The organism is Spirosoma aerolatum, assembly GCF_002056795.1.
In the GTDB taxonomy this organism is placed as follows: domain Bacteria; phylum Bacteroidota; class Bacteroidia; order Cytophagales; family Spirosomataceae; genus Spirosoma; species Spirosoma aerolatum.
In genome coordinates, this window is record NZ_CP020104.1 from 1,619,349 (window position 1) to 1,645,567 (window position 26,219).

Annotated in this window: 22 protein-coding genes; 16 read left to right on the plus strand and 6 right to left on the minus strand. The window is 46.6% G+C overall.

The genetic code is table 11. The features are described from left to right. Positions 1 to 99: 99 nt before the first annotated feature. On the plus strand, positions 100 to 1,812 hold the full coding sequence (locus B5M13_RS06590; RefSeq protein WP_080054923.1) for a GMC oxidoreductase: 1,713 nt from the start codon (positions 100 to 102) through the stop codon (positions 1,810 to 1,812). 1 nt (position 1,813) lies between these two features. Further along, positions 1,814 to 2,272, plus strand: a complete 459-nt coding sequence (locus B5M13_RS06595; protein ID WP_080054924.1) for a 3-oxoacyl-ACP synthase — start codon at positions 1,814 to 1,816, stop codon at positions 2,270 to 2,272. Between the two features lie 30 nt (positions 2,273 to 2,302). Here B5M13_RS06595 and B5M13_RS06600 read toward each other — a convergent pair whose 3' ends face one another. Next, entirely contained in the window at positions 2,303 to 3,934 is a 1,632-nt protein-coding gene (locus B5M13_RS06600; protein ID WP_080054925.1) for an amidohydrolase, read from the minus strand. A 112-nt stretch (positions 3,935 to 4,046) separates the two neighbouring features. Here B5M13_RS06600 and B5M13_RS06605 point away from each other — a divergent pair, with 112 nt between their 5' ends. Beyond that, complete coding sequence (locus B5M13_RS06605; RefSeq protein WP_080054926.1) at positions 4,047 to 5,435, plus strand: TolC family protein; 1,389 nt, start codon at positions 4,047 to 4,049, stop codon at positions 5,433 to 5,435. Between the two features lie 37 nt (positions 5,436 to 5,472). Here B5M13_RS06605 and B5M13_RS06610 read toward each other — a convergent pair whose 3' ends face one another. Both B5M13_RS06610 and B5M13_RS06615 read right to left on the minus strand, forming a co-directional pair. After that, positions 5,473 to 6,540: a DNA topoisomerase IB gene (locus B5M13_RS06610; protein ID WP_080054927.1), complete on the minus strand. Its 1,068-nt coding sequence runs from the start codon at positions 6,538 to 6,540 to the stop codon at positions 5,473 to 5,475. 117 nt (positions 6,541 to 6,657) lie between these two features. Then, on the minus strand, positions 6,658 to 7,314 hold the full coding sequence (locus B5M13_RS06615; RefSeq protein WP_080054928.1) for a DUF6962 family protein: 657 nt from the start codon (positions 7,312 to 7,314) through the stop codon (positions 6,658 to 6,660). A 97-nt stretch (positions 7,315 to 7,411) separates the two neighbouring features. On the opposite strand from B5M13_RS06615, the gene sucD reads away from it, so the two are divergent. From sucD to porN, 8 genes are all read left to right on the plus strand, one after another. Continuing rightward, positions 7,412 to 8,287, plus strand: coding sequence for a succinate--CoA ligase subunit alpha (sucD, locus tag B5M13_RS06620; RefSeq protein ID WP_080054929.1), 876 nt, complete (start codon positions 7,412 to 7,414; stop codon positions 8,285 to 8,287). A gap of 12 nt (positions 8,288 to 8,299) precedes the next feature. Then, entirely contained in the window at positions 8,300 to 9,514 is a 1,215-nt protein-coding gene (locus tag B5M13_RS06625; RefSeq protein ID WP_394334306.1) for a DUF4271 domain-containing protein, read from the plus strand. 105 nt (positions 9,515 to 9,619) lie between these two features. Next, complete coding sequence (locus B5M13_RS06630) at positions 9,620 to 10,402, plus strand: uroporphyrinogen-III synthase (protein WP_080054930.1); 783 nt, start codon at positions 9,620 to 9,622, stop codon at positions 10,400 to 10,402. A 171-nt stretch (positions 10,403 to 10,573) separates the two neighbouring features. Further along, positions 10,574 to 11,548, plus strand: coding sequence for a PorP/SprF family type IX secretion system membrane protein (locus B5M13_RS06635; RefSeq protein ID WP_080054931.1), 975 nt, complete (start codon positions 10,574 to 10,576; stop codon positions 11,546 to 11,548). A 248-nt stretch (positions 11,549 to 11,796) separates the two neighbouring features. After that, a complete protein-coding gene (gene porK / locus B5M13_RS06640; RefSeq protein WP_080054932.1) occupies positions 11,797 to 12,924 on the plus strand; it encodes a T9SS ring complex lipoprotein PorK/GldK in 1,128 nt (375 codons plus the stop codon). A gap of 45 nt (positions 12,925 to 12,969) precedes the next feature. Continuing rightward, complete coding sequence (porL, locus tag B5M13_RS06645) at positions 12,970 to 13,782, plus strand: type IX secretion system motor protein PorL/GldL (RefSeq protein WP_080054933.1); 813 nt, start codon at positions 12,970 to 12,972, stop codon at positions 13,780 to 13,782. 130 nt (positions 13,783 to 13,912) lie between these two features. Further along, positions 13,913 to 15,499, plus strand: coding sequence for a type IX secretion system motor protein PorM/GldM (porM, locus tag B5M13_RS06650; protein ID WP_080054934.1), 1,587 nt, complete (start codon positions 13,913 to 13,915; stop codon positions 15,497 to 15,499). A 57-nt stretch (positions 15,500 to 15,556) separates the two neighbouring features. Beyond that, the gene (porN, locus tag B5M13_RS06655) at positions 15,557 to 16,615 is read left to right on the plus strand and encodes a type IX secretion system ring subunit PorN/GldN (RefSeq protein WP_080054935.1); all 1,059 of its coding nucleotides are present in this window, start codon (positions 15,557 to 15,559) and stop codon (positions 16,613 to 16,615) included. A gap of 78 nt (positions 16,616 to 16,693) precedes the next feature. Here the strand turns inward: porN and uvrC are convergent, their stop codons facing one another. From uvrC to porW, 3 genes are all read right to left on the minus strand, one after another. Further along, a complete protein-coding gene (uvrC, locus tag B5M13_RS06660) occupies positions 16,694 to 18,502 on the minus strand; it encodes an excinuclease ABC subunit UvrC (RefSeq protein ID WP_080054936.1) in 1,809 nt (602 codons plus the stop codon). A gap of 148 nt (positions 18,503 to 18,650) precedes the next feature. Then, positions 18,651 to 21,008, minus strand: a complete 2,358-nt coding sequence (locus B5M13_RS06665; RefSeq protein ID WP_080054937.1) for a penicillin-binding protein 1A — start codon at positions 21,006 to 21,008, stop codon at positions 18,651 to 18,653. Between the two features lie 110 nt (positions 21,009 to 21,118). Beyond that, positions 21,119 to 23,371, minus strand: a complete 2,253-nt coding sequence (gene porW / locus B5M13_RS06670) for a type IX secretion system periplasmic lipoprotein PorW/SprE (protein WP_080054938.1) — start codon at positions 23,369 to 23,371, stop codon at positions 21,119 to 21,121. A gap of 116 nt (positions 23,372 to 23,487) precedes the next feature. Between porW and B5M13_RS06675 the strand changes: the two genes are divergently transcribed. From B5M13_RS06675 to atpF, 5 genes are all read left to right on the plus strand, one after another. Beyond that, positions 23,488 to 23,766, plus strand: coding sequence for an AtpZ/AtpI family protein (locus B5M13_RS06675; protein WP_245859816.1), 279 nt, complete (start codon positions 23,488 to 23,490; stop codon positions 23,764 to 23,766). Between the two features lie 3 nt (positions 23,767 to 23,769). After that, positions 23,770 to 24,132: a hypothetical protein gene (locus tag B5M13_RS06680; RefSeq protein ID WP_080054940.1), complete on the plus strand. Its 363-nt coding sequence runs from the start codon at positions 23,770 to 23,772 to the stop codon at positions 24,130 to 24,132. Positions 24,133 to 24,151: 19 nt separating this feature from the next. Beyond that, on the plus strand, positions 24,152 to 25,279 hold the full coding sequence (atpB, locus tag B5M13_RS06685) for a F0F1 ATP synthase subunit A (RefSeq protein WP_080054941.1): 1,128 nt from the start codon (positions 24,152 to 24,154) through the stop codon (positions 25,277 to 25,279). 41 nt (positions 25,280 to 25,320) lie between these two features. Beyond that, complete coding sequence (gene atpE, locus B5M13_RS06690) at positions 25,321 to 25,578, plus strand: ATP synthase F0 subunit C (RefSeq protein WP_020596808.1); 258 nt, start codon at positions 25,321 to 25,323, stop codon at positions 25,576 to 25,578. Between the two features lie 141 nt (positions 25,579 to 25,719). After that, positions 25,720 to 26,214: a F0F1 ATP synthase subunit B gene (gene atpF / locus B5M13_RS06695; RefSeq protein WP_080054942.1), complete on the plus strand. Its 495-nt coding sequence runs from the start codon at positions 25,720 to 25,722 to the stop codon at positions 26,212 to 26,214. The last annotated feature ends 5 nt before the right edge of the window (positions 26,215 to 26,219 follow it).

Below are 26,219 nucleotides of genomic sequence, written 5' to 3' on the forward strand. Positions count from 1 at the left end.
TCAAATGCAACGGCGGTTGTTCGAGAAATCTAGTAAAACGGTGGATTTTGTGCTCGATGTTAGAATATGTAATATCGTAGCGATATAAGCGACTAGACTATGTATATCAATGGCAATGCAAAAGCGGCCCGGACGTACGATGCCATCGTAATCGGTTCGGGTATCAGTGGCGGATGGGCGGCTAAAGAGTTGTGTGAGAAAGGGTTAAAGACGCTTGTGCTGGAGCGCGGCCGCGATGTGCGGCATATCACCGACTATCCGACAGCGACACGTAATCCCTGGGAATTCACGCATCGAAATCGAATGCCGGAAACCTTTGAGCAGGCTAACCCAATTGCTACCAAATGCTATGCCCTCGATGAGGCAACGGAGCAGTTTTTTGTGAAAGATGCCGATCACCCCTATATCCAGGAAAAACCCTTCGACTGGATTCGCGGCTATCAGGTAGGAGGGAAGTCGCTTATATGGGCCCGGCAAACGCAGCGATGGAGTAAATTCGATTTTGAAGCCAACGCCCGAGACGGGGCCGCTATCGATTGGCCAATCCGGTACGACGATTTGGCGCCCTGGTATAGTCACGTCGAGCGGTTTGTGGGCATCAGTGGCAATAAAGATGGCCTGGAAACGCTTCCCGATGGCGAATTTCTAAAGCCATGGGAGCTGAACTGTGTTGAAAAGCACATTCAAAAACGGGTGGCCGAAGCCTATAAAGATCGTCACGTAATCATTGGCCGTTGTGCGCACCTGACCGAACCGAAACAAATCCATTACGATCAGGGACGAGCCCAGTGTCAGGCGCGGCATTTATGCTACCGAGGCTGTCCGTATGGTGGCTATTTCAGCTCCAATTCATCGACCATTCCCTGGGCGGCTAAAACGGGTAAATTGACCCTACGACCCGATTCAGTGGTTCATTCCATTATCTACGACGAGCAAAAAGGCAAAGCAACGGGTGTCCGGGTCATTGATACACATACGAAGCAGATGACCGAATACTATGCCCGAATTATCTTTGTCAACGCGGCCTGTCTGAACACTAACCTGATTCTGCTCAACTCAACTTCCCGACGTTTCCCGAGCGGATTAGGCAATGATAGTGGCTTGCTGGGTCGTTATGTGGCGTTTCATAACTATCGCGGAAATATTGTGGCGGATTATGAAGGGTTTGAAGATGGCTATTTTTATGGCCGTCGACCAACAACGGCGTTTATGCCCAATTTCCGAAACGTTCGGAAACAGGAAACCGATTTTCAGCGAGGGTACATGGTCGCCTTTAGTGCTTCTCGGTCGGGTTGGCAACGTGGTTTGGGGCAAGCAGGTTTTGGCGCTGATTTTAAAGACCAGTTGAGTGACCCCGGTGGCTGGCATGTGTTTATGATGATGCAGGCCGAAACCGTTCCTCGTTACGAAAACCATGTCAGGTTGAGCACTACCCAAAAAGATGCCTGGGGGATTCCGCAGCTCATAACGGCTATTGATTACACCGACAATGACCTGAAGGTGATGAACGATTTTCTGGAACAGGGGGCCGAGATGCTCCAGAAATCAGGTTGTAAGAACATAAAACCCTACGATGACCACCGTAACCCTGGTCTTGATATTCACGAAATGGGGGGCGTACGCATGGGACGTGATCCCAAGACCTCTTTGCTGAATGCGTATAATCAACTGCATACCGTCAAAAATGTGTTTGTAACGGATGGAGCTGCCATGACCTCAACGGGCTCCCAAAATCCATCTATCACCTTCATGGCTTTAACCGCCAGAGCCGCCAACTTTGCGGTCAGAGAAATGAAACGAGGAACTTTATAACGTGTCGAATCAACAAGTAAAAGAAGCGTTATACGCTCTCTGTAAGGCCTATGTTGTACAGCGGATCGATACCGCACAACAAGCCATGAATGCGGCCCAGGAAGCGGCTAACTCTGAGTCGAAGAGTAGCGCGGGGGATAAGTACGAAACGGGCCGGGCCATGGCACAGCTTGAACGGGACCGACACGCTCAGTTGTTGGCCGAAGCATTGAAAGTAGAGCGCGATTTGAAGCAGATTCAACCTGACAAAAGCTACGAAGCTGTGCAGCCGGGGAGTGTCGCTGTTACCAATCGGGGCGTGTTTTTTATCAGTATCGGAGCTGGTAAGCTTAGCCTGAATGGAAAGGACTATTTCGCTGTGTCGCCTGCTTCGCCCATTGGTGTTGCGCTGGCTGGTCGGAAAGCCGGGGACTCGGTTGCGTTCAACAAATTGCCTTACCAGATTTTGGAAGTCTATTGACTATAGAACCGCACGGGCGGTTCTATATTTTTAAAATACCCGCTCGCCGTTGATCCAGGTCTGACGTACTTTAGTTTGCCGGATTTTGGGGTTGGGAATCAGCATAATGTCCTGATCCAGAATGACGAAGTCCGCTTGTTTGCCGGGGGCGATACAACCGCGCAGGTGATCTTCGAAACAGGCGTAGGCCGCCCAGCGGGTCATGGCCAGCAAAGCCGATTTCCGATCAACGGCATTTTCCATCTGATAGCCGCCTGTAGGAAAATTTTTCGCATCCTGCCTAGCTACGGCTGCGTGAAAGCCAAATAAGGGATTGACGGCTTCTACCGGAAAATCGCTGCCAAACGTAATCGTTCCGTTTTGTTTCATCAGATCGTTGAATGCATAGGCCCCCTTTACCCGAATAGGCCCTAATCGGTCGCCAGCCCAATACATATCTGATGTCGCATGAGTGGGCTGAACTGACGGAATGATGGAATAGCGACCAAATTTCCAGACATCTTCGGGCGAAACGACCTGGGCATGTTCAATCCGCCAGCGCCGGTTGTTTTTGCCTTCCAATAATCGGCCATACAAGTCGAGCATCAGGTGGTTGGCTGAGTCGCCAATGCAGTGCGTATTGGCCTGAAATTTAGAGTTGTACAGTAACTTGGTGATCCGTTCCAGTTCGGAGGGGCTAAGTAAAAGAAAGCCACTGGTTTCGGGGCGGTCGCTGTATGGTTTACGAAGGCAGGCCCCTCGTGATCCTAAAGCCCCATCGGCATATAACTTGAACGAGCGAACCGTTAAGCGGTCGGTTTGAAACGGCCCACGCTTCAGGAAATAATTCAGGTTCGGTTCACCCAGGCTAACCATGGCATAATCCCGTATTTTCAGCTTACCAGCCTGTTGGAGGCTATCGATCAAATTGATTTCGTCAGGGCTGATACCCGCGTCGGATACGGTTGTGAGACCCAAAGCTACACAGGCTTTTTCGGCATTGAGCAGCATCCGGGCTTTGTCGCTGGCATCGGGGCGGGGGATAACCCGTTTTACAAACTGCATGGCATTATCGACTAGCACACCCGTGGGTTGCCCAGCCTCTAAAACTACTTCTCCTCCGGCCACCTGCGATCCTCCCGTTACATTGGCCAAACGAAGTGCTTTTGAATTGACGAGTAAGGCGTGTCCGTCAATGCGGGTCAGGGCAACCGGAACATTTGGAAAGGCTTCGTCTAATTTTTCTTTGGTAGGAAACGCTTTTTCGGGCCAATCATTTTGATCCCAGCCCCGGCCTGTCAGCCAAATCGCGTTTGGATGAGCCTGGTAAAACGTTTTGAGTCGATTAATGACTTCATCGTAGGATTCGGCTCCAACCAGATCGGCCTGATCGAGTACCTGACCGAGTCCCAGAAAATGGGCATGCGGGTCATAAAAACCGGGGTAAACAGGCTGGCCAGCCAGATCGACCTGAGTAGCGGCTTCATACTTCTCTGCCAGAGCCCTACTATCGCCAACAGCTAAAAATTTTCCATCTTTTATGACAAAGGCATTGGCCATCGAAAAGCTCGAATCAGCGGTATAAACGCGGGCATTTGTTACGAGCAGATCTGCCTTTTTTTTGAAGGAACATCCAGATAATAGGAGTGATAGAGTAGAAAATAGCAGAAAAAGGTGTTTCATACTGGTTGGGGAAAAAAAGATAGTGTGCAAGTTAAACGAAAGGTTAATAAGCTGACGGGCCAATTGCAGATTCTCTTACTTTTGTCCTACTTGTAGTTATAACCGTTAATCAATGAAACTCAGCAGTTGTCTTCTTTTTGTCTGCCTACCTTTTCTGGCTTTTTCTCAACAAACTCCTAATGCAATCCAACGCGCTCAGCAACGAACTTTCACGATGGCCACACTGCCCCAGCCAGGTGAATTGTTGACGCTTCAGCAAGCCGTTGATCAGGCCGTTAGTAAGAACTATCAAATTCATATCAATCGTTCTCAGGAGGAAATCGCCCGGAATAACTACAGTAAAGGGAATGCAGGGTATTTACCTTCGTTAACTTTCAATGGGAACTCAAACGGAAGCCTGCAAAGTTTTCGGCAAACAACCATTGGCAACCTTCAGCCACCACGGGAAGGAAGTGGGATATTTAACCGTACGTCGAACCTGGGCGTTAACCTGAACTATACTATTTTCAATGGTTATTATCGACGGTCATTTTACTCGCAACTTGAGCAGTTGCTCAAGATAAGTACCGTCAATACCCGCGCAAACGTAGAGGCTACCATAGCTAGTGTAACTACGAGCTACTATGATGTGGTCCGCCAATTACGCCGGCTAATCACCTTCAGTCAGGCCCTCGATATTTCGCGGGAACGGCTTGAACTGGCACGTGCTAACTATGAAGTTGGTACTCGTTCTAAAGTCGATTTCTTGAGTGCACAGGTCGATTATAATACGGACAGTGCGGCTTTATTATCGCAGGAGCAGGCATTACGTAATGCGAAGATCATCCTGAATAATTTACTGATTCGTGATCCACAGACGGAGTTTTCTGTTCGGGATACCATTGTAGCTCACCCAAATCTGCAATTGGCTCCCCTGCAGGAATCCTTAAATGCAAACAACCCCTTGCTGGCTGCGGCTGTGCTTAACCGGGCATTTGCTGATTTAAACGTACAGTTGGCGAATTCGGCCCAACTTCCCCTGGTGACAGCCCAAACAGGGTATAATTACCAATTTATTGATAACCAGGGCGGTTTTGGGGTGGCTACAGGCCGTACAAGTGCTATCACGTACAACGTAGTGGCGTCGATACCGATTTTTAATGGATACAACTTAAAACGACAGATTCAGAATGCTAAGGTCAATACGATTATCGCTCAGGATCAGGAGTCGAATCAGCGGCTTCAACTCATTACGGCACTTAATCAGACGTATCAGGCCTATCAAAACAGCCTGCGTATTCTGAATTTAGAAGTATTGAATAACCAACTAGCTAATCAGAACGTCGAAATTGCCTACGATCGCTATCGAATCGGAAATTCTACCTTCGTTGAATTCAGAGATGTACAGCGGACTTCAGTAGATGCACAGACCCGCCTGATTGAGGCTGAATATACGGCTAAAGCGACTGAGATAGAGTTACTTCGGTTGAGTAGTACCATCACCCAGCAACTAGGGCTTTGACCGATAGTGTGATGGGAGTGGCTACTTACCACTCCCATCACACTATTACCTTGATCTGGTCGTTCAAAAACTTGATTAGTAGCTTCTCAACCCCATCGAGGCCGTAAGGGCTGGTTTGACGGAACCGGGTTTTTTGTTTAAAATAAGGCATCAGATCCTGACACTCATAAGCCTCCAGTATTTGAGGATGCACATAATGCTTTCGGCAAACAGTTCGCGTGTTACCTAATTGATGGGCAACCTGATCGAGCACCGTATTAACGTTTGTCTTCGCTTCTTTCTCATTTTCGCAAGGCCCCAGTTCAACCAGTAGCCGCAACGCATTGACAGTACCTGCCCAGGTACGAAAATCTTTGGCCGAAAAATCGCCATCCATCGTTTCGCGCAGGTAATCGTTAACCATGCCCGAATCGATCGAGTGTCGTTCCCCGTTTTGGTCCAGATACTGAAATAGCTCCTTGCCCGGAATGTCACGACAGGCTTTTACCAATCGGGCCAATCGACGGTCGTGGAGCGTTATCTCGTGATAAATGCCTTTCTTTCCTTTAAAGCTGAATCGTACATCGCTGCCCTCCAGTTTAACGTGTCGGTCTTTGAGCGTGGTTAATCCATACGAGCCATATTCTTTCTCATAAGCCGAATTGCCTATTCGAATCAGGGTTTGCTCCATGACACTCAGCGCAATAGCAATGACTTTTTCACGTGATAGGGTAGGTCTGTTTAAGTCCTTCGCAATACGGGCCCGCAAAGCAGGAAGAGACTCGCCAAAAGCGACCATCCGAAAGAATTTCGTTTCGCTCCGGATGGCATTCCATTTGGCATGGTATCGATATTGTTTTCGTTGTTTTGTGTCGATACCTGTAGCCTGTAAATGCCCGTTGGGTTTAGGACTGATCCAGACATTTTCCCAGGCGGGCGGGAGGGCCATACTGCGAATACGGCACAATGTCTTTTCATCATCTAGCGGGTTCCCTTTAGGATCGACATAAACAAACTCTTGACCATGCCGTTGCCGGTGAATACCAGGCATAGTATCGTTCATATAAACAAGCCGGGCGGCCTGAGCGGCCTGAACCGGATCGTGGGCTAATTCCAGTAGATTCACGTTCGTTGAAAAAGGTAGTGAAACCAGTTAAACAGCCTGGGTGGCTCCCACCCAGTTATGCTGCCTCCTGTAACTGCCAAGCGAACAAATTGGTTAGATTAATTTCTGAATAATCACTTACCGAGCTGCAGCCGATTGTTCGGAAGCTTTGCCGAAGAACCATAAAGCCAGTGCCGTAACATAATGGTAAAAATCCGTAGGATGAATCAGGCTGCTAAAAGCGTCGGATTTTGTGGCCAGACCCATAGCCATAGCCGCCAGTACGACCCACATACCGCGTTTATTACGTTGAAGTAATGAAAACACGGCCAGTAGCATCAGTACTAATATGCCAAGAGAAAGAATAATAGGTGTAAAAACCTGTGCATTGGGCGACAACAGATTGATGAACAGAAACAGCCCAAAAACGACGGTCGCTACAAATGTTAACCAAGATAAGACACGTTGGTTAAGTAAGGCGTAAACGGCTGTTACTACGCATACAACGCCCAGAGAATCAGATAAAACGATCAACGAATGGTGAAAAGGCTTAAGTGACTCATTTCCGGCAAAATGAATAACGCCAACGAGAGCTGCCAAGGAAGTTGTAAGCAAAAAAAAGCCCCATAAAAGTCGGTTGTAAAGGGAAATGCGCCCGAAAAAGTGCCAAAACACCCCAACGCCCGCCCCGACTAAAATGGATCCGGAAAGGATGTGTGAAAAAATCATCACGTAATTTAGGAAGTTTCGGCTACTTTTGCCCAACTTTTTACGAGATGCGAGATAAGTAGTCATACAAAGAAAAAGTATCTGAACGGCATCCGCCTTTCTTTGTATGGGTTTGCTTCTTTCCTCTAGTTAACCGTATCGCCAACGATTTCTAAAACCTATCATGTCTGTTTTAGTCAACAAAGAATCTAAAGTAATCGTCCAGGGCTTTACTGGCTCGGAAGGCAGTTTTCATGCCCAGCAGATGATCGAATATGGTACCAATGTAGTTGGTGGCGTAACGCCTGGTAAGGGCGGTCAGACGCACCTCGACCGGCCTGTGTTCAATACTGTTCAGGAGGCTGTTGATAAAGCCGGTGCTAATGTTTCGATCATTTTTGTGCCCCCTGCTTTTGCTGCCGATGCTATAATGGAAGCTGCTGAGGCTGGCATCAAAGTAATTATCTGTATTACGGAGGGTATTCCGACAGAAGATATGGTAGCCGTTAAAAACTACCTGGCAGATAAAGATGTTCGGCTTATTGGGCCAAACTGTCCGGGTGTTATGACGGCTGAGGAATGTAAAGTCGGTATCATGCCTGGATTTATTTTTAAGAAAGGCACGATCGGGATCGTATCAAAATCCGGTACACTAACTTATGAAGCTGTTGATCAGTTGACCAAAGCGGGCTTAGGACAGTCGACAGCAATTGGTATCGGTGGTGACCCAATCATTGGGACAACGACCAAACAGGCGGTTGAACTGCTGATGAATGACCCCGGAACCGAAGCTATCGTAATGATCGGTGAAATTGGCGGTGGTATGGAAGCTGAAGCTGCTCGCTGGATTAAAGCGGATGGGAACCGTAAACCCGTAGTAGGCTTCATTGCTGGACAGACCGCGCCGAAAGGTCGTCGGATGGGTCATGCTGGAGCCATTGTTGGTGGTGCCGACGATACAGCAGCCGCTAAAATGGCTATCATGCGTGAGTGTGGTATCCACGTAGTTGAATCACCCGCCCTTATCGGCGATACGATGCTCAAGGCATTAGGCAAATAAAAGAGCGAACGAGTGAAAGAGCGAACGAGTGAACGAGTAAAAGGCCAAAGGGTGCATATACTGGTCATCTGTATAGCAATACTCGTTCACTCGTCCGCTCTTTCACTCGTTACGTTTGGCCAGTCCCGAAATACAGGTATTGGCCCTGGAGGGAAATATTATCCCGTTCATGATTTTCACGATGACTTTCAGGTGTATGATGAACGGACAAAGGCGTATGTCCCATATATTGTTGAGCTTCATGCCAGCCAGACGGCGCTGAGTGTATACATCGATCTGGAAAGTAATCGGCAGTATAGTCTACTTATTTCGGCTCAGGAGGATGGCTATCTTTTTATCAATGCAGCGCTTAAACGTAGGCTCCGACCAGGGCAGTGGCAGGTGTTGAGCATTGATAGTTTATATCGGGTATATCACCAGCCCGAATTATTTCTGACGATTTATGGCGCTCCCGGCCTTCAGGATAAGCAACTGTTTATCGGTTATCCTAAATCGGCTACGCAGAAGCCAGTTGTCCTGCGCGACGATAATCTGAGTGTTCGTCCGCGTATTCGAACCATCTACGATGACTTTCTGGGCGCGGGGCTATTGTTTCTGCTAGCTACCCATGCCTTTTTATTTAGCTTTTATCATCGGGCTTTTTTACGGTTTTACAGCCTCCGGGATCTGATTTCGTTGCGGGCTCAAGAAGAATCATTCCTCATCAACAGGCCACTCAGTAGTACGAATATGCTGTTTGTACTAAACCTGAGCTTCGTAATTGCCTACCTGATTGTGTTTGCTCAGAGCCGCAACATCGATGTATTTGCTTCCCGGGAATTGTTGTTAAGTGAGCAGCATTTTGGCTGGCTGATTGGCGAATTTTTTCTGCTAAGTGGCGTTGCGTTTATGAGCCTGATCGGTAAGTATATCGCCCTGGAGATTATGGGGGGGCTTTACAGGCTTGAAGAGGTTGTAAATGTTCATTACTTTAAAATTTTACAATCTTCCCTATTATTTTTTACATTTCTAGCTTTACTATTAACCATAATTGCCTATAATATTTCGACAGTAAACTGGCCTCAAAACGCGCTACTGATACCATTGATCGTGTTTTATGCTGCCCGACTTGCCTTACTTTACTTTGTGATCCGTAGTCTGGACCCTATCAAGAATCTTTATTTATTTTCGTACCTTTGTATCGTTGAATTGATCCCACTCATCATTGGTTTGCGTTTTGCAATCTGATGAGTGAATGTTCAGCCCGCAGTGTAACTGATAGTCAGCGAATAAGTTTGCACTATTCAGGGAAGCTGTCGACTGCCAACCGACTATTACCCGCGTAGAGATTCGATGAACGAGACGAGCATGCAATCTGCCGAAGCCCGGCTTACGAAAGTAAACCGGATGTTAGTGACCCAATCCCGACCCGCCGACGAGAAATCTCCTTATTTCGATTTAGCCAGCAAGTACAACATCCAGATCGACTTCCGCCCGTTTATCCAGATTCAGGGTGTGTCGCACAAGGATTTCCGGCGTCAGAAAATTAACATCCTGGCGCACACGGCCATTATTTTTACCAGCCGTAATGCCATCGACCACTTTTTCCGGATTTGCCAGGAAGGACGGATCGAGGTTCCGGCCGATATGAAATACTTTTGTATTTCGGAGCAAACGGCCAATTATCTTCAGAAGTACATTGTTATCCGAAAGCGTAAAATATTTAATGGGACTAAAACCGCTACTGAGCTCTTCGATCTGATTAAAAAGCATAAGAACGAGAAATTTCTGTTTCCATGCTCCAACATCCGTCGAAACGATATTCCAGAGTTTATGGATACCAGTGGGCTGCATTTCACCGAAGCGGTGATGTATGAGACGGTTCCTACCGATCTTTCTGATCTGGATATCAAGAGTTACGATATTATTGCGTTTTTTAGTCCGTCGGGAGTAAGTTCGTTGTTTAGCAATTTTCCCGAATTTAATCAGAACGGTATTCGCATGGCTGCTTTCGGGCCTACTACAGCCAAAGCCATTACAGATGCCGGATTGACGCTTGATATTGAAGCGCCATTACCTAATGCACCCTCAATGACGGGGGCATTAGACCTGTACCTAAAAAAGGCCAACAATTGAGAGCCGTTAGCGGTTATACGAAACGAAATGCCGGAATCAGGTTAATCCCCTAATTTCCGGCATTTAGGCTTTTTTTATAGGCCAATAATTTGCGCTTACGCACGTTTACATGTAAACTGTGATTTATTTCTCAGAGCGCTAAATGGCAGTTCTGAAATTTGCTTAGGCCGTATGATTCGCACATTTTACGTTTTTGCCTTTTTATCGCTGACGATGGCTGTATCAACTGTTCTGGCGCAGCAGGATCCTCAGTTTAGTATGTATATGTACAACCCTCTTTATTACAACCCGGCAGCCGCTGGGTCGGAAGGGGTAACCAGAGTCCAGCTTACTCATCGGACCCAGTATATGGGCTACCAAACGATAGGGAATGGAGATGGTAGTGCTGCGCAAAGCACACAGTTGCTATCCTTTACGATGCCTTTGGATAAAATAAAAAGCGGTATTGGTATTTATGCGTTGAATGATAAATACGGCCCATCTATCAACCAGGCCATACAGCTTTCCTATGCGTATCGGCTTGCGTTGAAAAATGGAACGCTAGCGTTAGGTGTTCAGGCGGGGATGTTTAACCGAGGCTATGATTTTAACCAGTTTCGGCCTACTGATCCCGGCGATCCGCTCCTTGGAGGAGGACGTATCAATCTGTTTAAACCTGATATTGCTGCTGGTCTCTATTATAATACGACCGATTACTGGGTTGGACTGAGTATGAATCACTTAAATCAGGCTACCTATAGTTATACCAAAGGATATGAAACTGACCAGGCAGAGCCAAAGGCGTATCTGTCGGCTGGGTATCGGCTAGGTTTTGGTTATAACATTGACATACAACCGTCCGTATTGTTACAATATAGTACCAAACAAGGGTTACCTGGATCCGTGGCCACTGTCAATGTAGTAGGTACGTACGACAATCGTATCTGGGCCGGGGTAGGCTATCGGGTTAAGGATGCCGTTATGGTAACAGCAGGCATTAACTTAATGCGAAACAATGCATTGCGGATCGGTGGAGCGTTCGATATTGTGACAAGTGGAACACAGATAAAAAGTGGAAGCTCTGTTGAACTTATTCTGGGGTATGCCTTACCGACCATCGATACGCGGAAAAAACCAATTATCAGAACCCCTCGTTTCCGATATTAAAGAGATAGAAAATGGCTAAAATTTAGGTTTGCAGACTATTTTGGCAGTATTCTTGTTAGGCAGTTTGCAAATAGCCACTTATTTTTGAGGGAATGGACTGATTCATACAGTACTAATTCGTCTAAATCATAAAACCCATTGAGTCGGGATAGAGTTAGAAAATTATTCAGGTCCTGGTTTTACATACAATAACCAAACAGATTTTCGTTTTTAGTCTGGTCTCGCACAAGAAGAAGCAAAGTTCTACGATGATGAAGTATAATACAGTCAACGCAACCCGGATGGTGATGGTCGCAGCAGTCGTACTGCTAATGCAAGGTTGTGGCTTCCTGAAATCAAAATTTAGTAAAGGTGGCAAAGGAGGAGAAGTTGGCGTTACCAACGGAGAAATTACGGCTACGGGCCGTAAAGGCTGGAAGCAGCCAACTCCCTATGGTATGGTGCTGATTCCTTCGGGTTCGTTTATCATGGGGCAGGCCGATGAAGATGTAGCGGCAACCCAGATCAACATGAACCGTCAGGTAACGATCAGTTCGTTTTATATGGACGATGCTGAGATTTCGAACCACGAATACCGTCAGTACATTAATGCATTGCTCGCTGATTCGGTTTCGACGCTGGGCGAAGAAGAAATTATGTCGAAGTTTTATCCAGATACGACTGTCTGGAAAAATGACTTCACCTATCATAATGGCGATCCAATGCTGGAGCACTATTATGCACACCCTGCCTTCGATACATACCCGGTAGTAGGGGTAAGCTGGATTGCCGCCAACCACTTCTGCAAATGGCGTACGAATATGCTGGATGATTACCGTACGAAAGAAGGTGGGTATAAATCGTTTGGTTTCCGACTTCCATCAGAAGCTGAGTGGGAATGGGCTGCCCGGGGGGGTAAAAACGGGGCTAAGTATCCTTGGGGGAACCCATACGTAGCTAACGGAAAAGGATGCTACCTGGCAAACTTCAAACCGCAGCGTGGTAATTTCGACGCAGATGGCTATCCATACACAGCTCCAGCAACCGCCTACAGCCCAAACGATTACGGCCTCTATAACATGGCTGGTAACGTAGCCGAATGGTGCCGCGATGCTTATGCCGAAAACACGAATGCTATTGTTTGGGATATGAACCCCGATAACCAGAATGCCGATGAACCTCGTAAAGTTGTTCGGGGTGGTTCCTGGAAAGACATTGCCTATTATCTTGAAACGGGCACACGTTATTACGAATACGAAGATCAAAAGCGTTCTTATATTGGATTCCGTTGCATTATGGACAACCTGGAAGGACGGACTGCATCGGCTCGTGGTAGTAGGCTTGGAGGGAGTAGTAAGAGCAAGAGCAGCAAAAAATCGGCCTCAAAAAAAGTATAACTCATAACAAAGTCAATTACCTAGTCCAACCAACAATCGCTTATCATGGCAGCAGCAAAGTCAGTAAATTTCTTTTGGGATCGTTTAGTACCAACCATTTATAGTGCCGGTGCCGCCGTCGTTATTGCCGGGGCATGGGCTAAAATTACCCACAACGAACAATTTGGCTGGTTATTAACAGCCGGTCTTCTTACCGAAGTTGTCATCTTTGTTCTTTACGCAATTCAGAGCTTTACCAACCCAGCAACGGCCTCAAGTGAGTATGCTTGGGAACGCGTGTATCCTGAACTAGCCGACGATTTTAAGGGGGAAGCCCGTAAGCCAACTCCACAAGCCAACGGTCTGACAGCTAATATGGACCAAATGCTAGCCCAGGCTAAAGTGACGCCCGACGTATTTGAGAAGTTGGGTTCTGGTTTCCGTAACCTGAATGATACCGTATCGAAACTATCTGATCTGACCGAGGCAACAGTAGCAACCAACGACTACGCTCGTAACGTGAAGTCGGCTTCGAGTTCAATCAGTGAGATGAACAAATCTTATGGCACGGCGATCACGGCCATGAATTCGATGGCCGATGCTACCACCGATGCGAAGGATTACCGCGATCAGTTCCAGAAGGTAACTAAAAATATGGGCGCACTTAATGCTGTTTACGAACTGGAATTGCAGGATACCAGCAAACACCTGAAAGCTATGAATGCTTTCTACGGTAGTCTGACAGCAGCTATGGAAAATATGAGTGATGCCAGCCGCGATACACAGCAATTCAAAAATGAACTCGCCAAACTTACCGGCAATCTGGCTTCGCTGAATAACGTATATGGCAGCATGCTGACCGCTATGCGTGGCAACTAACAAGAGTTAGTTGTAGAGTTGTAGGTTGTGGAATCGTACTGGGTTTTTCATGAAATCTTGGTTCTCAAAATACTTACAACTCTATAACTGTATACCTACACAACTTCCTTTATTCATACTACCATAGTTTATGGCAGGCACAAAAGAGACACCCCGTCAGAAGATGATCGGGATGATGTATCTGGTTTTGACCGCAATGCTGGCTTTACAGGTCACATCGGCAATTCTGGAAAAATTTGTACTTATAAATAATAGCCTGGAGCAGTCTACCATCGCTGTTAATAAGGTTAACCAGGCAACTGTTGATAATATTCGGGGAACTGTTGAAAAATCTGGTAATCGTGCTACTGATCTGGCTATTGTAAAACAAGCTGAAGACGTTCGGAAGCTTACTTCCGATATGATCAGTGAACTCGACAAGCTGAAAGAACAGATTGTTGATGCTGGCGGTGGCCGTGATGAGTCGGGAAATATCAAAAACCTGAGCGAAGAAGAGAAAGTAGCTCAATTGATGATTGGAACTACCCGTAATGGTGCTGCCTTCAAACTGAAAAATGACCTGAATACGTATGTCGATAATATTTCGAAATATGCAGGTACAAAATATGCACCGTTGGCCTTAGATGGTAAAGACGATCCCATCGCCAACCGGTCTCCAGATCAGCGTCGTAAGGATTTTGCTGAATTGAATTTTGCACAAACACCTGTTCCGGCTGCCCTGGCAGTACTAAGCCAGAAACAAGCTGACATTCGGCGGATTGAAGGTGAGGTGCTTGATGTGTTGGCTAGTAAGGTTGGTGCTCAGGATGTTAAGTTCGATAAAATCATTGCCATGTTGAGCATGGACTCAAAAGTGGTCGTTGCCGGTACGAAGTTCAAGGGACAAATGTTCCTGGCGGCTTCTTCGTCAGGTATTCAACCACGCATGAGCCTGAATGGCGGACCCGTACGGATGCAGGATGGTCAAGGTATTGTTGAATTTACGGCTCAAGGCGGAACGTACGACAAAAATGGTCTTTCGCGTCGGGTGTTGACAGGCTCAATTGCTTACCAGACCCCCGCAGGTTTAAAGACAGTTCCTCTCTCGGCAGAATACTTTGTGGCAAAGCCATCTTATCAGATCGAAACGGGTACCATGCCTCCCTTATATCTGGGTTGTGCTAACAAGCTGAGTATCCAAAGCCCCCAGTTGGGCGCTTTGTGGAATCCCAACTTTTCGGCAGACGGCGCTGCGGTTGTCTCATCGGGTGAGAAGGGAAAAATTACGGTTGTACCAAATTCTGCCAATGTATCGCTAAATATTAGCAATGCAGGAAGTTTGCTGGGTACAGAGCGTTTCCGGGTCAATAAGGTACCTCGCCCAACACTGGAGATTTTTGTAGGTGGTACGCGGGCCAACGACCCTCGTGGCGTTCCTGTTTCCTCTGCGCGTAGTGTGCGTATTCAGGCTATACCTGACCCAAGCTTTGCTGCCTATTCACCCGACGATGCTAAATTCCGGACTACAGGTGCTACCGTTTCGCTGGTTCGTGGTACACGGCGGGTGAAATTTACCCAGGTGGGTGCTGGTGGTGGGTCGATTGCCGATCTGGCTGCTGAAGCCCAACCTGGTGATCGACTAGTCATTCAAATTGATGGTGTACAGCGTCAGAATTTCCGTGGGGAAATTAGTGATGTTCCAATGGGTAATCCATTACAGCAAGTTTCGCTTTATTAATGTACTAAACTGGTCATTAAGCCGTTAACATCTTGAATTGACAACAAATAAAGAGCCATGACAGAAGCAAGAACGATACGATACGCCGGTGTGCTGGCTATAGCTGCGCTGGCCCTGGCAGGAGGAGAAGCCCTGGCTCAGGAAAAAGCAAACAATGGTACGAATCCAAATTCGATTCGGCCAATCAATGAGAACGACATTATGATGAAGAAGACCCTTTGGCGTCGGATCGACCTGAAGGAGAAACAGAATCAGTCGATGTTTTCAAAAAATAATGAGATTTCGAAGTACCTGATGGAAGCGGTAAAGGCAGGATTAATTGATGCTTATACCAATGATTCCTGTACTACAAAAATTACTGCTGAGAAATTTCATGAGAATTTGTTGATCCCAAACACAGGTGGTGGACTTTCAGCCGAAGAAAAAGCAGCTGGTTTTACAGAAGACGGTAAAAATGGCGCTAAAGACGACGGTTGGGGAAATCCTGTAAAAAAAGATGACAAAAAGCCAGCTGATGATGGTTGGGGAAGCCCAAAGAAAGCGGCTGCTGCTCAGCCAGCTGATGATGGCTGGGGAACGCCTAAGAAAAAGTCCATAGCCAAAAATGCGAAAGGCAAAAAAGGCAAACAGGTTGTTGCCCCGCCAGTTGAAGAGCCGAAAAAAGATACTGTAGCTGTTGCAAAAGCTTCGACTTTCTCAGGTGATGAGTATTTTCCTAAGGAGTTAAATATCCTTGAAGTTAAGGAAGACTGGATTTTTGACCGGAAGCGTTCACGCTTGTATTACGATATTCAGACAGTAACACTCCTGCTTCCTGCAGACAAAAATGAAGCTGGTTTTGAAAAACCAATTGCTTCGTTCAAGTATAAGGATCTGGATAAGCTGTTCCGCAGCGATCCGAAGAAATTTATCTGGTATAACCCGCAAAACCAGGCTCAACACAAAAACCTGGCTGATGCTTTCGACCTACGTTTATTCTATGGTCGCATCACAAAAGTGGCGAACCCAGGTGACCAGGACTTAATTGGTATGTATGGTGATCGGGAAGGCCTGATCAAGTCGTACCAAACAGAGTATGAACTGATGGAAACCGAACATAGTCTCTGGGAGTATTAGTAGTAACTGGAATAAAAAAAGCGGCTTTATAGGCCGCTTTTTTTATTTATCTAGAGTGGCTTCCCTGCCGCTTTACGTTTACTGCTCAATGGCTTCAAAATATTCTTTCAGTTTTTGTGCACGATCTTTTCCAACGATTTCGGCGACTTCCTCAAAACTCGCTTCCCGGATTTTTTTGACGCCTTTAAAATGCTTCAGCAGTTTAGCCGCTGTCTTTTTACCAATGCCTTCTACATTTTCCAACTCGCTGATAAGGCTATTCCGGCTGCGTTTATCCCGATGGTAGGTGATGGCAAATCGGTGGGCTTCGTCGCGGATACGCTGGATCAGTTTGAGAGATTCAGATTTTTTGTCGATATAAAGCGGTAGGTTATCTTCAGGAAAATAAATCTCCTCCAGCCGCTTGGCAATGCCAATTATAGGCACTTTGCCGTATAAATCCATTGCTTTCAACGCATCGCAGGCCGCACTCAATTGCCCCTTGCCACCGTCAATAACGATTAGATCGGGCATATCAGTACCTTCGGTCAGAACACGGCTATATCGACGTGTGACGACCTCATACATACTGGCAAAATCGTTCGGGCCGACCACGGTTTTTATGGAGAAATGCCGATACTCCCGATTGGCTGGCTTGCCCCCAATAAAACAGACCATCGCCGAAACAGGATTTGTTCCCTGAATATTCGAGTTATCGAAACATTCGATTCGGTTTGGAATGGTTTTCAACTGTAAATCCTGCTTGAGTCGAATCAGAACCCGATCTTTTTTACTGGCGTTCGCTGTGGCCTCGGCTGCCATCCGTTCCTGCCGTTCGCGTCGGAAATACAGTACGTTTTTCAGCGACATGTCCAACAGCTTTTTCTTATCGCCAATCTGCGGGACAGTTGTTTCTGCTTTTAAATCGACATCTAGCGGGATATTCGTAATAATTTCTTTTGCTTGGCTACCATACTGTTCCCGAAATTCCACAATCATCATCGCCAGCAGATCAGGGTCTGTCTCGTCCAGTTTTTTCTTGACCTCTACCGTATGGGTTTGCACGATGGTTCCATTGACCACCTTCATGAAATTTACATAGGCCGATACTTCATCGGAAGCTATTGAAAATACATCAGCATCGGCAATTTTCGGATTGACAACGGTTGATTTACTCTGAAACCGCTGTAACACATCTATTTTCTCCTTGTATTTCTGGGCTTGCTCAAATGCCAGTTCACTAGCTGCTTCCAGCATCTGGCCTTTAAAATACTCCTGGGCCGGTTTTAGATTCCCTTTCAGAATATGATGAATCTGCTCTATGTCTTTATCGTAATCGGCCTCGTTTTGTCGGCCTTCGCATGGACCTTTACAATTGCCGATATGATACTCCAGACAGACTTTGTATTTGCCTGCTGCAATGTTTTCGGGAGCCAGATTGTAGTTGCAGGTACGAATCGTAAATAGTTGGCTGAACATATCCAGTACCGTATACATCGGCTTCAGATTGGCAAAAGGGCCATAATAGGTGCCTAGTTTCCGATCAATCTGTCGGGTTGTCAGTACACGCGGAAAGTGCTCATTGGTTACACAGACGAACGGGTAAGTTTTATCATCACGCAGTAGGATATTATACTTGGGCTGGTAGCGTTTGATAAGCTGATTTTCGAGCAGCAATGCGTCAAATTCGGTGTGAACGATAGTAAATTCGATTTTCCGAATTTGGCTGACCAGGCGCAGGGTTTTGCGGTCATGCCCTTTTGAGTTCGTAAAATAACTACTGACGCGGTTTTTTAAATCTTTAGCCTTTCCTACATAAATAACCTCGCCCGTGGCATCGAAATACCGATACACACCGGGTTCGTGCGGTACTTTAGCTAATTCATGCTTATAATCGAATTCAGCCATAAACGCCCATTTAATGGATTGAGGCTTATTATTAACAAGCGATTATTAATAAAGGTTGCTAAGTAACAGAAGTCGGACTGTTAGGATGATTATAATTTTTTAAAATCTGTAAAAACCATAATCATTCTAACAAGCCGACTTCTATCCATCATTGCAAAATCTCATCCTCGTCTTCTGGTACCACTTTAGGTGGAATGTACCGTTGCGATGAATCAATGTGATAACCTCCACAATCGATTTTAAAGTTATTCGGTTTGCGGAATGGCTCGGGGCGATATTGAGATAAGGTTGGGTCTTTGTAGATTTTCTGCATATACATCCCCCAGGCAGGCATAGCTAACCGACCACCCTGGCCCAACGAAATATCGCGGAAATGAATAGAACGGTCGTCACCACCAACCCACAGGCCTGATACCAAATGTTGGGTCATACCCATAAACCAGCCGTCAGAGTAATTGGAGGTTGTTCCGGTTTTAGCCGCAATTTCGTTACCTCCTTCCAGTAGTTTGTACTGGGTTCGCAACCGCTGTGCCGTTCCGTTAGGTTCTTCAACAGCTCCGCGCATCAGATATAACATTTCGTACGCACGGTTTGCGCTAATTACCTGCTTGGCATCGACCGAGAAATTTTTCAATACATTCCCATTCTTATCCGTAATCATGGTAAGAATCATGGGGCGCACGCGCATACCTCCATTAGCAAAGGCGCAATAGGCTGATACCATTTCATAAACGGAAACGTCACCCGTTCCCAGGCATAGTGTTGGATTCTCGGGCAAATCTTTGCTTTCGATACCCATTTCGTGCGCGTATTTGATGACTTCTTCAGCCCGGGTTTTCTTGATCAACTGTGCACTGACCGTATTGATCGATTGGCCTAACGCTTCCCGTAGTGATAAACTCTGATAGCTGTAGCGCCCGGTTGAGTTTTTGGGCGTCCAGGCGGGGCCACCGTTATTGTCTTCGCCATGCGCAAAGGTTGTTGGCTGGTCAGTCAGGTGGCTACAGGGCGTTACGAACCCCTGGTCCATGGCGGTTAAGTAGACGAAAGGTTTAAAGGTTGACCCCGGTTGTCGACGGCCCTGCCGAACGTGGTCGAACTTCATGTATTTAAAATTAATACCGCCCACCCATGCTTTGACATGTCCATTGCGCGGATCCATCGACATAAAGCCTGTATTAAGTAATCGTTTATAATATCGAATCGAATCCAGCGGACTCATGGTCGTGTCTTTTTCATTCCGCCCCCCACCATATACAAACACTTTCATCTTGATAGGTTTACGCATTTCCTGCCAAATCGCTTTCTCATCATCGCCATAAGCTGCTTTGAGCTGTTTAAAACGAATGGTTCGACGCGCCACACCCTCGATGAATTTGGGCATTTCAACGTATTTTTTTGTCTTCGGATCTTTCTGTACCCAGGGATTTCGACCGCGCCAGTGTTCGTAAAACTTCTTTTGCTGATCGCGCATATTGGCCATGACCGCTTCTTCGGCATACGTCTGCATCCGGGAGTCGATGGTCGTATAAATTTTCAGGCCACTGGTGTACAAATCCAGTTCAGCCCCCGGATTTTCTTCGTTATATGCTCTTATCCATTTCTTCAAATCGTCTTTTATGACCGATCGGAAATAAGCAGCCATTCCCGTATTCTGATTTTCGACGCTGAAGTCAAGTTTGAGAGGTTTCCGTTTGTACGTAAAAAGCTGTTCATCGTTGAGGAAACCGTATTTTTTCATTTGGCCTAATACGACATTCCGACGTTCGCGAGTCCGCTCTTCAAACATTCGGGGATTGTAGAGCGTCGGGTTTTTGAGCATGCCAACGAGCATAGCTGCTTCTTCGACGTTCAGGTTCCAGGGTTCTTTGCTGAAATACGTTTTAGCCGCTGTTTTAATCCCGTATGTATTATTGCCAAACGATACCGTATTGAGATACATCATCATGACCTCCTGTTTGGTATAATTGCGCTCCAGCCGCACAGCCAGAATCCACTCCTTTGTTTTGGCGATGATCAGACCAATGATTGGGATATTACCCAGAACGCCCCGTAACTCTTCCTGACGGGTATCGAACAGGTTTTTAGCCGTTTGTTGGGTGAGTGTACTACCACCACCCGAACTTGATGCATCCCGAAAGGTAAGAAAGCCACCTACGGCCCGGAATAGGGAGCGAGGGTCAATACCAGAGTGTTTAATGAAACGAGCATCTTCGGTAGCAAGCAACGCTGATGTAACGTTGGGCGATACCTGTGAAATCTCTATCGGCGTTCGATTTTCGACGTAGTATTTGCCTAATAGCTTACGGTCGTAGGTATATACTTCGGATGCTTCCTCACTTTTTGGGTTTTCGAGGGCTTTTAAGCTTGGCATTCCTCCAAAAAGCCACAGAAAGTTGTAGCTAACTGCAACTACGTAGAAGATCAGCATGGTTATGCCAATCAGGGTAAACCGCCAGAGATTTCGGATAATTTTCCGGTAAGGACCAGAGGTGAATTCAATCATTAGTGAAATATATGGGTTTACGGTTTAGGGTATTTGGCGTATGATCGGCTGACATAGCAACTATTAACGCGTCAGCCGATCGATCATACGCCAAATACCCTAAACTGATTCTATTGCCGTTTTGCCGTTACTTTTTCGGCTGCTGTCTGCATTTCTTTGACACGAGGTAATAACTGACTTGCCGGATAATCGCGTACAAATTCGGCCAGTGCTCGCTGATAAGCCTCCACATTTTGCACCTTACCAATCAGGATAACCCGTAATAACGCCAGTTTGTCTTCCAATTGAGTCCCCGCAAAGCTACTCATCGACGCGTCGGCTCGGGCTAGAGCTTCGGTTAAGTTATTAGCCTGATAAAGCTCATAAATGGCGGTATATGTTTTCAGGGCCTGCGCTTCCGAATCGCTGGTTTGAGCAGCAGCGCGTCCGGTTAGTCGGGCGTAGGACGTATTCGGAAACTCTGCCAATAATTTATCTTTCCAGTTAGACGTTTTGCCAAGTTGCTCATTACTAAGGTACAATAAATAATATACCTCCGGTTTCTGAAGCGTGTTCGGATAACGAGTTAGCAATTGTTCGAATGTGGGAATGGCATCGGCAGGTTGGTTAAATTGAAGCTTATACAACTTGCCGAGTTTATATAACGCTGTTTCAATTCGCTGATTCGTTGCCAGTTGCGCTTCTTTGCTGAACGGTATCTTTGCTGTCATAGCCTCTTTTTGGGCTTTTCGGCTTGTGGAAATTCCAGCCGTAGCGGCTGCTGCCTGAGTTGCTTCTGATTGTGCCAACGGCGCATTGGGATTAATCGAGTTAGCAGGCGAAGCACCAGCAACGGGGCTATTAGCCCCTGGAAGAGCGATGGATGCTTCTTTATTGCTACGGCGCCAGTTGTCTTCGAGCTGTCGATTCCCCCAGAGAACCGAAAACTCCTGTCGGCCCTGGCTTAAAGCAACGGGATTGTATAAAACCCAGCGTTCAGTAGGCTGTAAATTGGAGTTGGTGGCTCCTGGAACAGAGCTGATATTTCCATTCGTAGCCTTATCAATGATTTGCTGGGCCAAGGCTGCCTGGGCTTTATCTTCTTTTTCCCGCTGGTCGATGGCTTTGTCCAGTAATTTGTCCAGGGTTGCCGGATCTAATTGGGCCAGATGCAAGAGGCTATCATCGGTTTGGATGGTCGTTTTGTACTGGACGAACTCATCTAATGTTTTTTTACGGTTTAGCAAAGCAGTATAATCGGCCGATTGTTTAGGCATCAGAGCCAGAGCACTGTCGTAATAAGCTTTCGCATGGGTATAATCCGCTTTTTTGTCAAAATACAGCTTACCAATTTCCAGATAGGTGTAAGGAACCTGTGCGTTCGTAGAACCGGCTACCTGAATCGACTGACTGTATAACTTTATGGCCTTGTCCGTATTGCCCCGACGAGCTTCGAGCAGCCCCATCGTGAAATAGATTTTATCTTTCAGGTCTTCGTTTTTTCGATCTTTCAACAGTCGGTCAAACGTTTCAGCCGATTGCGCTACTCGTTTTTGATCACCAGTCAGACCGTTGCTTTGAATGGCATATAAATTAGCATAAAACGACTGGTCGTAAGAAGGTCTCGACCGGAGTACCTGCCGATATTGCTCAACGGCTTTCGATGGTTGCCCACTTAAATCGTAAAGCTGACCAGCTATTAGATGAAGCCGCGCTGTAGACTCCCCTTTTTTCAGGACGGGGAAGGTTGCTTCCAGAATACCGGCCGCCGTCAGATATTCACCCTGCCGTTCATGCAAATAGGCTTTAGTCAGATAAAAATCGCGCGTGTTAGTTTTGTTAAGTGGTTGCTGGCGCAGGTATTCAGCCACATTTAAGGCATTGACATAATCGCTGGCTTCGACATAAGCCCGCATCAGCCCTACAAGTGCCGTATGTTTGTCGTCTTCGTTGGTGCCTTTTGTGTTTACGTACTTAAATACTTCAATGGCATTGGGCAGGTCCTGTTTTAGTAAACGGGCTCGGCCAATGAGATTATAGGCATTATCGAGCCATTTACTGTTCTGGTGCCGTTCGGGAATAAGCGAAGCTTTCTTGATGGCATCATCCAACTGAGGCTTTACCGGCTGAATAAGCATCGAATCGACGGGCAACAAGATGGGCAGTAATTGGTTATAATTTTCCTGACGTTTTTTGAACAGAAACTGCTCGGCCTGATCGATTTCGTCGCGGGCGATCACATAGGCATTGTAATGGGCCGTTAAATTATGATAGCCTTTGGGAATGGCTTTTGTACTGTATTGCGAACAGGAAATCAGCCCGCCCGTCAGCAAGACAACGACCGCAAGAAGTAGGAAGAGACGACTATAAAAACAGCGGGACATTCGATAATAACACGTGGTTACTCGTATTAAAACGTTACAGGCCGGTTGGGCAATATGGAACGTTAGGCCAAATTAACGAATTTTGTACGGCAAATAGCATGCCTGCCTCGATTCCTATGGAAAACACCCCCGAACAACCCGATCCCAACGCTGCTGGAAAGCCAGTTCGGGAGAATGATCCGTTGAAAAAAGCTACGGACAAAACCACGTCGTTTTTACAGTATAGTGGCCTGGGCTTACAGATGCTCATAACCATTGGAGCTGGTGTGTGGCTAGGATCATGGCTCGATGAGCGCCAAGGTAATCATACGCCTATCTGGACATTAGTATTAGCGCTGGTTAGTATTACCGGGTCTATTTATCTACTTATTCGGGGACTACCCAAACAATCCTGATTTATGCGTCCCTATTTAGTATTAAGTCTGGTACTAGGAATTGGATTCTTCGTAGGTGAACATTATTGGCATCTGCCCTGGATCACTGCCGAGTGGCGTGTGCTGATTGCTTTCTTTTTAAGCGTGTCTGTCATCACAAGCCGTTTGCATGCATTTGGTTATCACCGCACTGACCGAATATTTGCCATGATGCCGCTGGTCGCTACTGTGCTGCGGCTCTTGCTAAGCATGTTGTTTTTTGGGCTAATGTTGTACCGTGGCCTACCTGATCGAAACCTGTTCGTCATTACCTTTCTGGTACTTTATTTATGTTACCTCGGCTTTGAAATCATCCTGTCTCGTCGTAACTTGCGACGCAATTCGTGAAAACGTGGTTTTTCCTCATATGTCTGTTTCATTTTTTAAGCGAATATTTTTACTTAGTGCTCTGATTTTTAGTTCGTTAGTTCCTGCGCTAGCACAAGACGACGAACATCACGAAGGCGAAAAGACGGTTGTCGAACATGGCAAATCCGACGAAGGCTTCAATATGGGTGAGATGATTATGCACCATATTAAAGACGAACACGGTTGGGAATTTGCTCATGGTTTGAAGCTGCATTTGCCGGTTATTCTCTACACCGCTGATCGGGGTCTGGAGGTTTTCTCATCGAAGGATTTCGAAGAGGGTAAAACGCATAATGGCTACCATATCGACCATAAAACGGGTCAGGTCCATCGTATCGATACGGCGGGTAAAGCCGATGAGTCGGTAAAAGTATGGGACTTCTCGATTACCAAGAACGTAGCTTCATTATTGTTAAGTGTAGTGTTGCTCGTCGTGATTCTGGGAGCGGTGAAAAGCAGCTTTGCCAAAAATCGGGGCGGCAAACCCACAGGTATCCAGCGGTTTATTGAACCTCTGATTCTGTTCATTCGTGATGAGGTAGCCAAGCCAAATCTGGGTCATGGTTACGCTAAGTATCTGCCGTACCTGCTGACGGTCTTCTTCTTTATTCTGGCCAACAATCTATTAGGCTTGCTGCCTGGTTCGGCCAACGTAACGGGCAACATCGCAGTAACGATGGTGCTGGCTGTCATTGCCTTCTTTGTGGTAAACCTGAGCGGTAACAAGCATTACTGGATGCACCTTGTGTTGCCATCCGGTGTACCCTGGTGGTTATTGCCCCTGATTATTCCCATCGAAATTATTGGCTTATTCGTAAAGCCTGTTTCGCTGATGATCCGGTTGTTTGCCAATATTACGGCTGGCCACGTCATTATCCTGAGTTTGCTGGGGCTGATTTTTGTCGCCAATCAACTGGGTGGAGCTGGTACGGCCTGGGGGCTTAGTCCGGTAGTGATTGTCTTTACCCTCTTCCTGAACCTTATTGAGTTACTGGTGGCGTTTCTGCAAGCGTATATTTTCACCCTGCTGACCTCCATGTATATCGGTTCGGCTATTGAAGACAACCACGATATGGATCATGGTATCGGTTATGATGAAGAACACATCATTGAGCCAGTCGCTTAATTTGCAATTTTTGTTTCACAGTTTATAAATAGTTCAAAGTTATGTTATCTGCTATCTTGTTGCAGGCGGCTGCCAGTGGCGCCGGTGTTGCTAAAATGGGTGCTGCTATTGGTGCTGGTCTGGCCGCAATTGGTGCCGGTATCGGTATTGGTCAAATCGGTGGTAAAGCTACCGAAGGTATTGCCCGTCAGCCCGAAGCATCTGGTAAAATTCAGGGTGCTATGATCGTGAGTGCGGCTCTGATCGAAGCCGTTGCCCTGTTCGGTGCCGTTATCAGCTTCCTTGTAGCTAACTCGTAAGGGCTACAAACCGCTACGCCTGAGCGCGTGGGAGCATTAGGCTTCTGCATCCCGTACAGGTATAGCGTAGTACATTATTCCGGCACACCTTTCGGATTAGCCGTTAAGTGTGCCGGTTTAACTTGAAACAAAAAACAAACAATGGAACTTCTTACTCCTAATATTGGCCTTTTGTTCTGGCAGATTGTTGCCTTTGGGGGCCTGTTTTTCATCCTGCGCTCGTTTGCGTGGAAGCCTATTCTGGCCAGTTTGAAAGAACGTGAAGAAAACATACAGTCGGCACTTGACCTGGCCGAGAAAACTCGCCGGGAAATGGCAGCCATGAAGGCTGACAATGAAAAGCTGCTGGCACAGGCTCGCTCGGAGCGTGAAGCTATTCTGCGCGGAGCTAAAGAAACTGCCGATAAACTGATTGCCGAGTCGCGTGATAAAGCCGAATCCGAAGGGAAACGGATTCTGGAGCAAGCTCGCGAAACGATGCAAAATGAACGGCAGGCACTGATTATGCAGATGAAGAAGGAAGTCGTTACGTTGTCGCTCGATATTGCCGAGAAAGTACTTCGTAAAGAACTTAGTGACAAATCATCGCAGGAGAAACTGGTGAATGACCTGGTCGCAAATTCAAGCTTAAATTAATTCGA

What these genes read in the sequence shown, in the direction of transcription:
- B5M13_RS06590 (WP_080054923.1), top strand. Translation starts at nt 100, where the DNA reads ATGTATATCAATGGCAATGCAAAAGCGGCCCGGACGTACGATGCCATC.
- B5M13_RS06600 (WP_080054925.1), bottom strand. Translation starts at nt 3,934, where the DNA reads ATGAAACACCTTTTTCTGCTATTTTCTACTCTATCACTCCTATTATCT.
- B5M13_RS06605 (WP_080054926.1), top strand. Translation starts at nt 4,047, where the DNA reads ATGAAACTCAGCAGTTGTCTTCTTTTTGTCTGCCTACCTTTTCTGGCT.
- B5M13_RS06615 (WP_080054928.1), bottom strand. Translation starts at nt 7,314, where the DNA reads ATGACTACTTATCTCGCATCTCGTAAAAAGTTGGGCAAAAGTAGCCGA.
- sucD (WP_080054929.1), top strand. Translation starts at nt 7,412, where the DNA reads ATGTCTGTTTTAGTCAACAAAGAATCTAAAGTAATCGTCCAGGGCTTT.
- B5M13_RS06630 (WP_080054930.1), top strand. Translation starts at nt 9,620, where the DNA reads ATGAACGAGACGAGCATGCAATCTGCCGAAGCCCGGCTTACGAAAGTA.
- B5M13_RS06635 (WP_080054931.1), top strand. Translation starts at nt 10,574, where the DNA reads ATGATTCGCACATTTTACGTTTTTGCCTTTTTATCGCTGACGATGGCT.
- porK (WP_080054932.1), top strand. Translation starts at nt 11,797, where the DNA reads ATGATGAAGTATAATACAGTCAACGCAACCCGGATGGTGATGGTCGCA.
- porL (WP_080054933.1), top strand. Translation starts at nt 12,970, where the DNA reads ATGGCAGCAGCAAAGTCAGTAAATTTCTTTTGGGATCGTTTAGTACCA.
- porM (WP_080054934.1), top strand. Translation starts at nt 13,913, where the DNA reads ATGGCAGGCACAAAAGAGACACCCCGTCAGAAGATGATCGGGATGATG.
- porN (WP_080054935.1), top strand. Translation starts at nt 15,557, where the DNA reads ATGACAGAAGCAAGAACGATACGATACGCCGGTGTGCTGGCTATAGCT.
- uvrC (WP_080054936.1), bottom strand. Translation starts at nt 18,502, where the DNA reads ATGGCTGAATTCGATTATAAGCATGAATTAGCTAAAGTACCGCACGAA.
- B5M13_RS06665 (WP_080054937.1), bottom strand. Translation starts at nt 21,008, where the DNA reads ATGATTGAATTCACCTCTGGTCCTTACCGGAAAATTATCCGAAATCTC.
- porW (WP_080054938.1), bottom strand. Translation starts at nt 23,371, where the DNA reads ATGTCCCGCTGTTTTTATAGTCGTCTCTTCCTACTTCTTGCGGTCGTT.
- B5M13_RS06675 (WP_245859816.1), top strand. Translation starts at nt 23,488, where the DNA reads ATGGAAAACACCCCCGAACAACCCGATCCCAACGCTGCTGGAAAGCCA.
- B5M13_RS06680 (WP_080054940.1), top strand. Translation starts at nt 23,770, where the DNA reads ATGCGTCCCTATTTAGTATTAAGTCTGGTACTAGGAATTGGATTCTTC.
- atpB (WP_080054941.1), top strand. Translation starts at nt 24,152, where the DNA reads ATGTCTGTTTCATTTTTTAAGCGAATATTTTTACTTAGTGCTCTGATT.
- atpE (WP_020596808.1), top strand. Translation starts at nt 25,321, where the DNA reads ATGTTATCTGCTATCTTGTTGCAGGCGGCTGCCAGTGGCGCCGGTGTT.
- atpF (WP_080054942.1), top strand. Translation starts at nt 25,720, where the DNA reads ATGGAACTTCTTACTCCTAATATTGGCCTTTTGTTCTGGCAGATTGTT.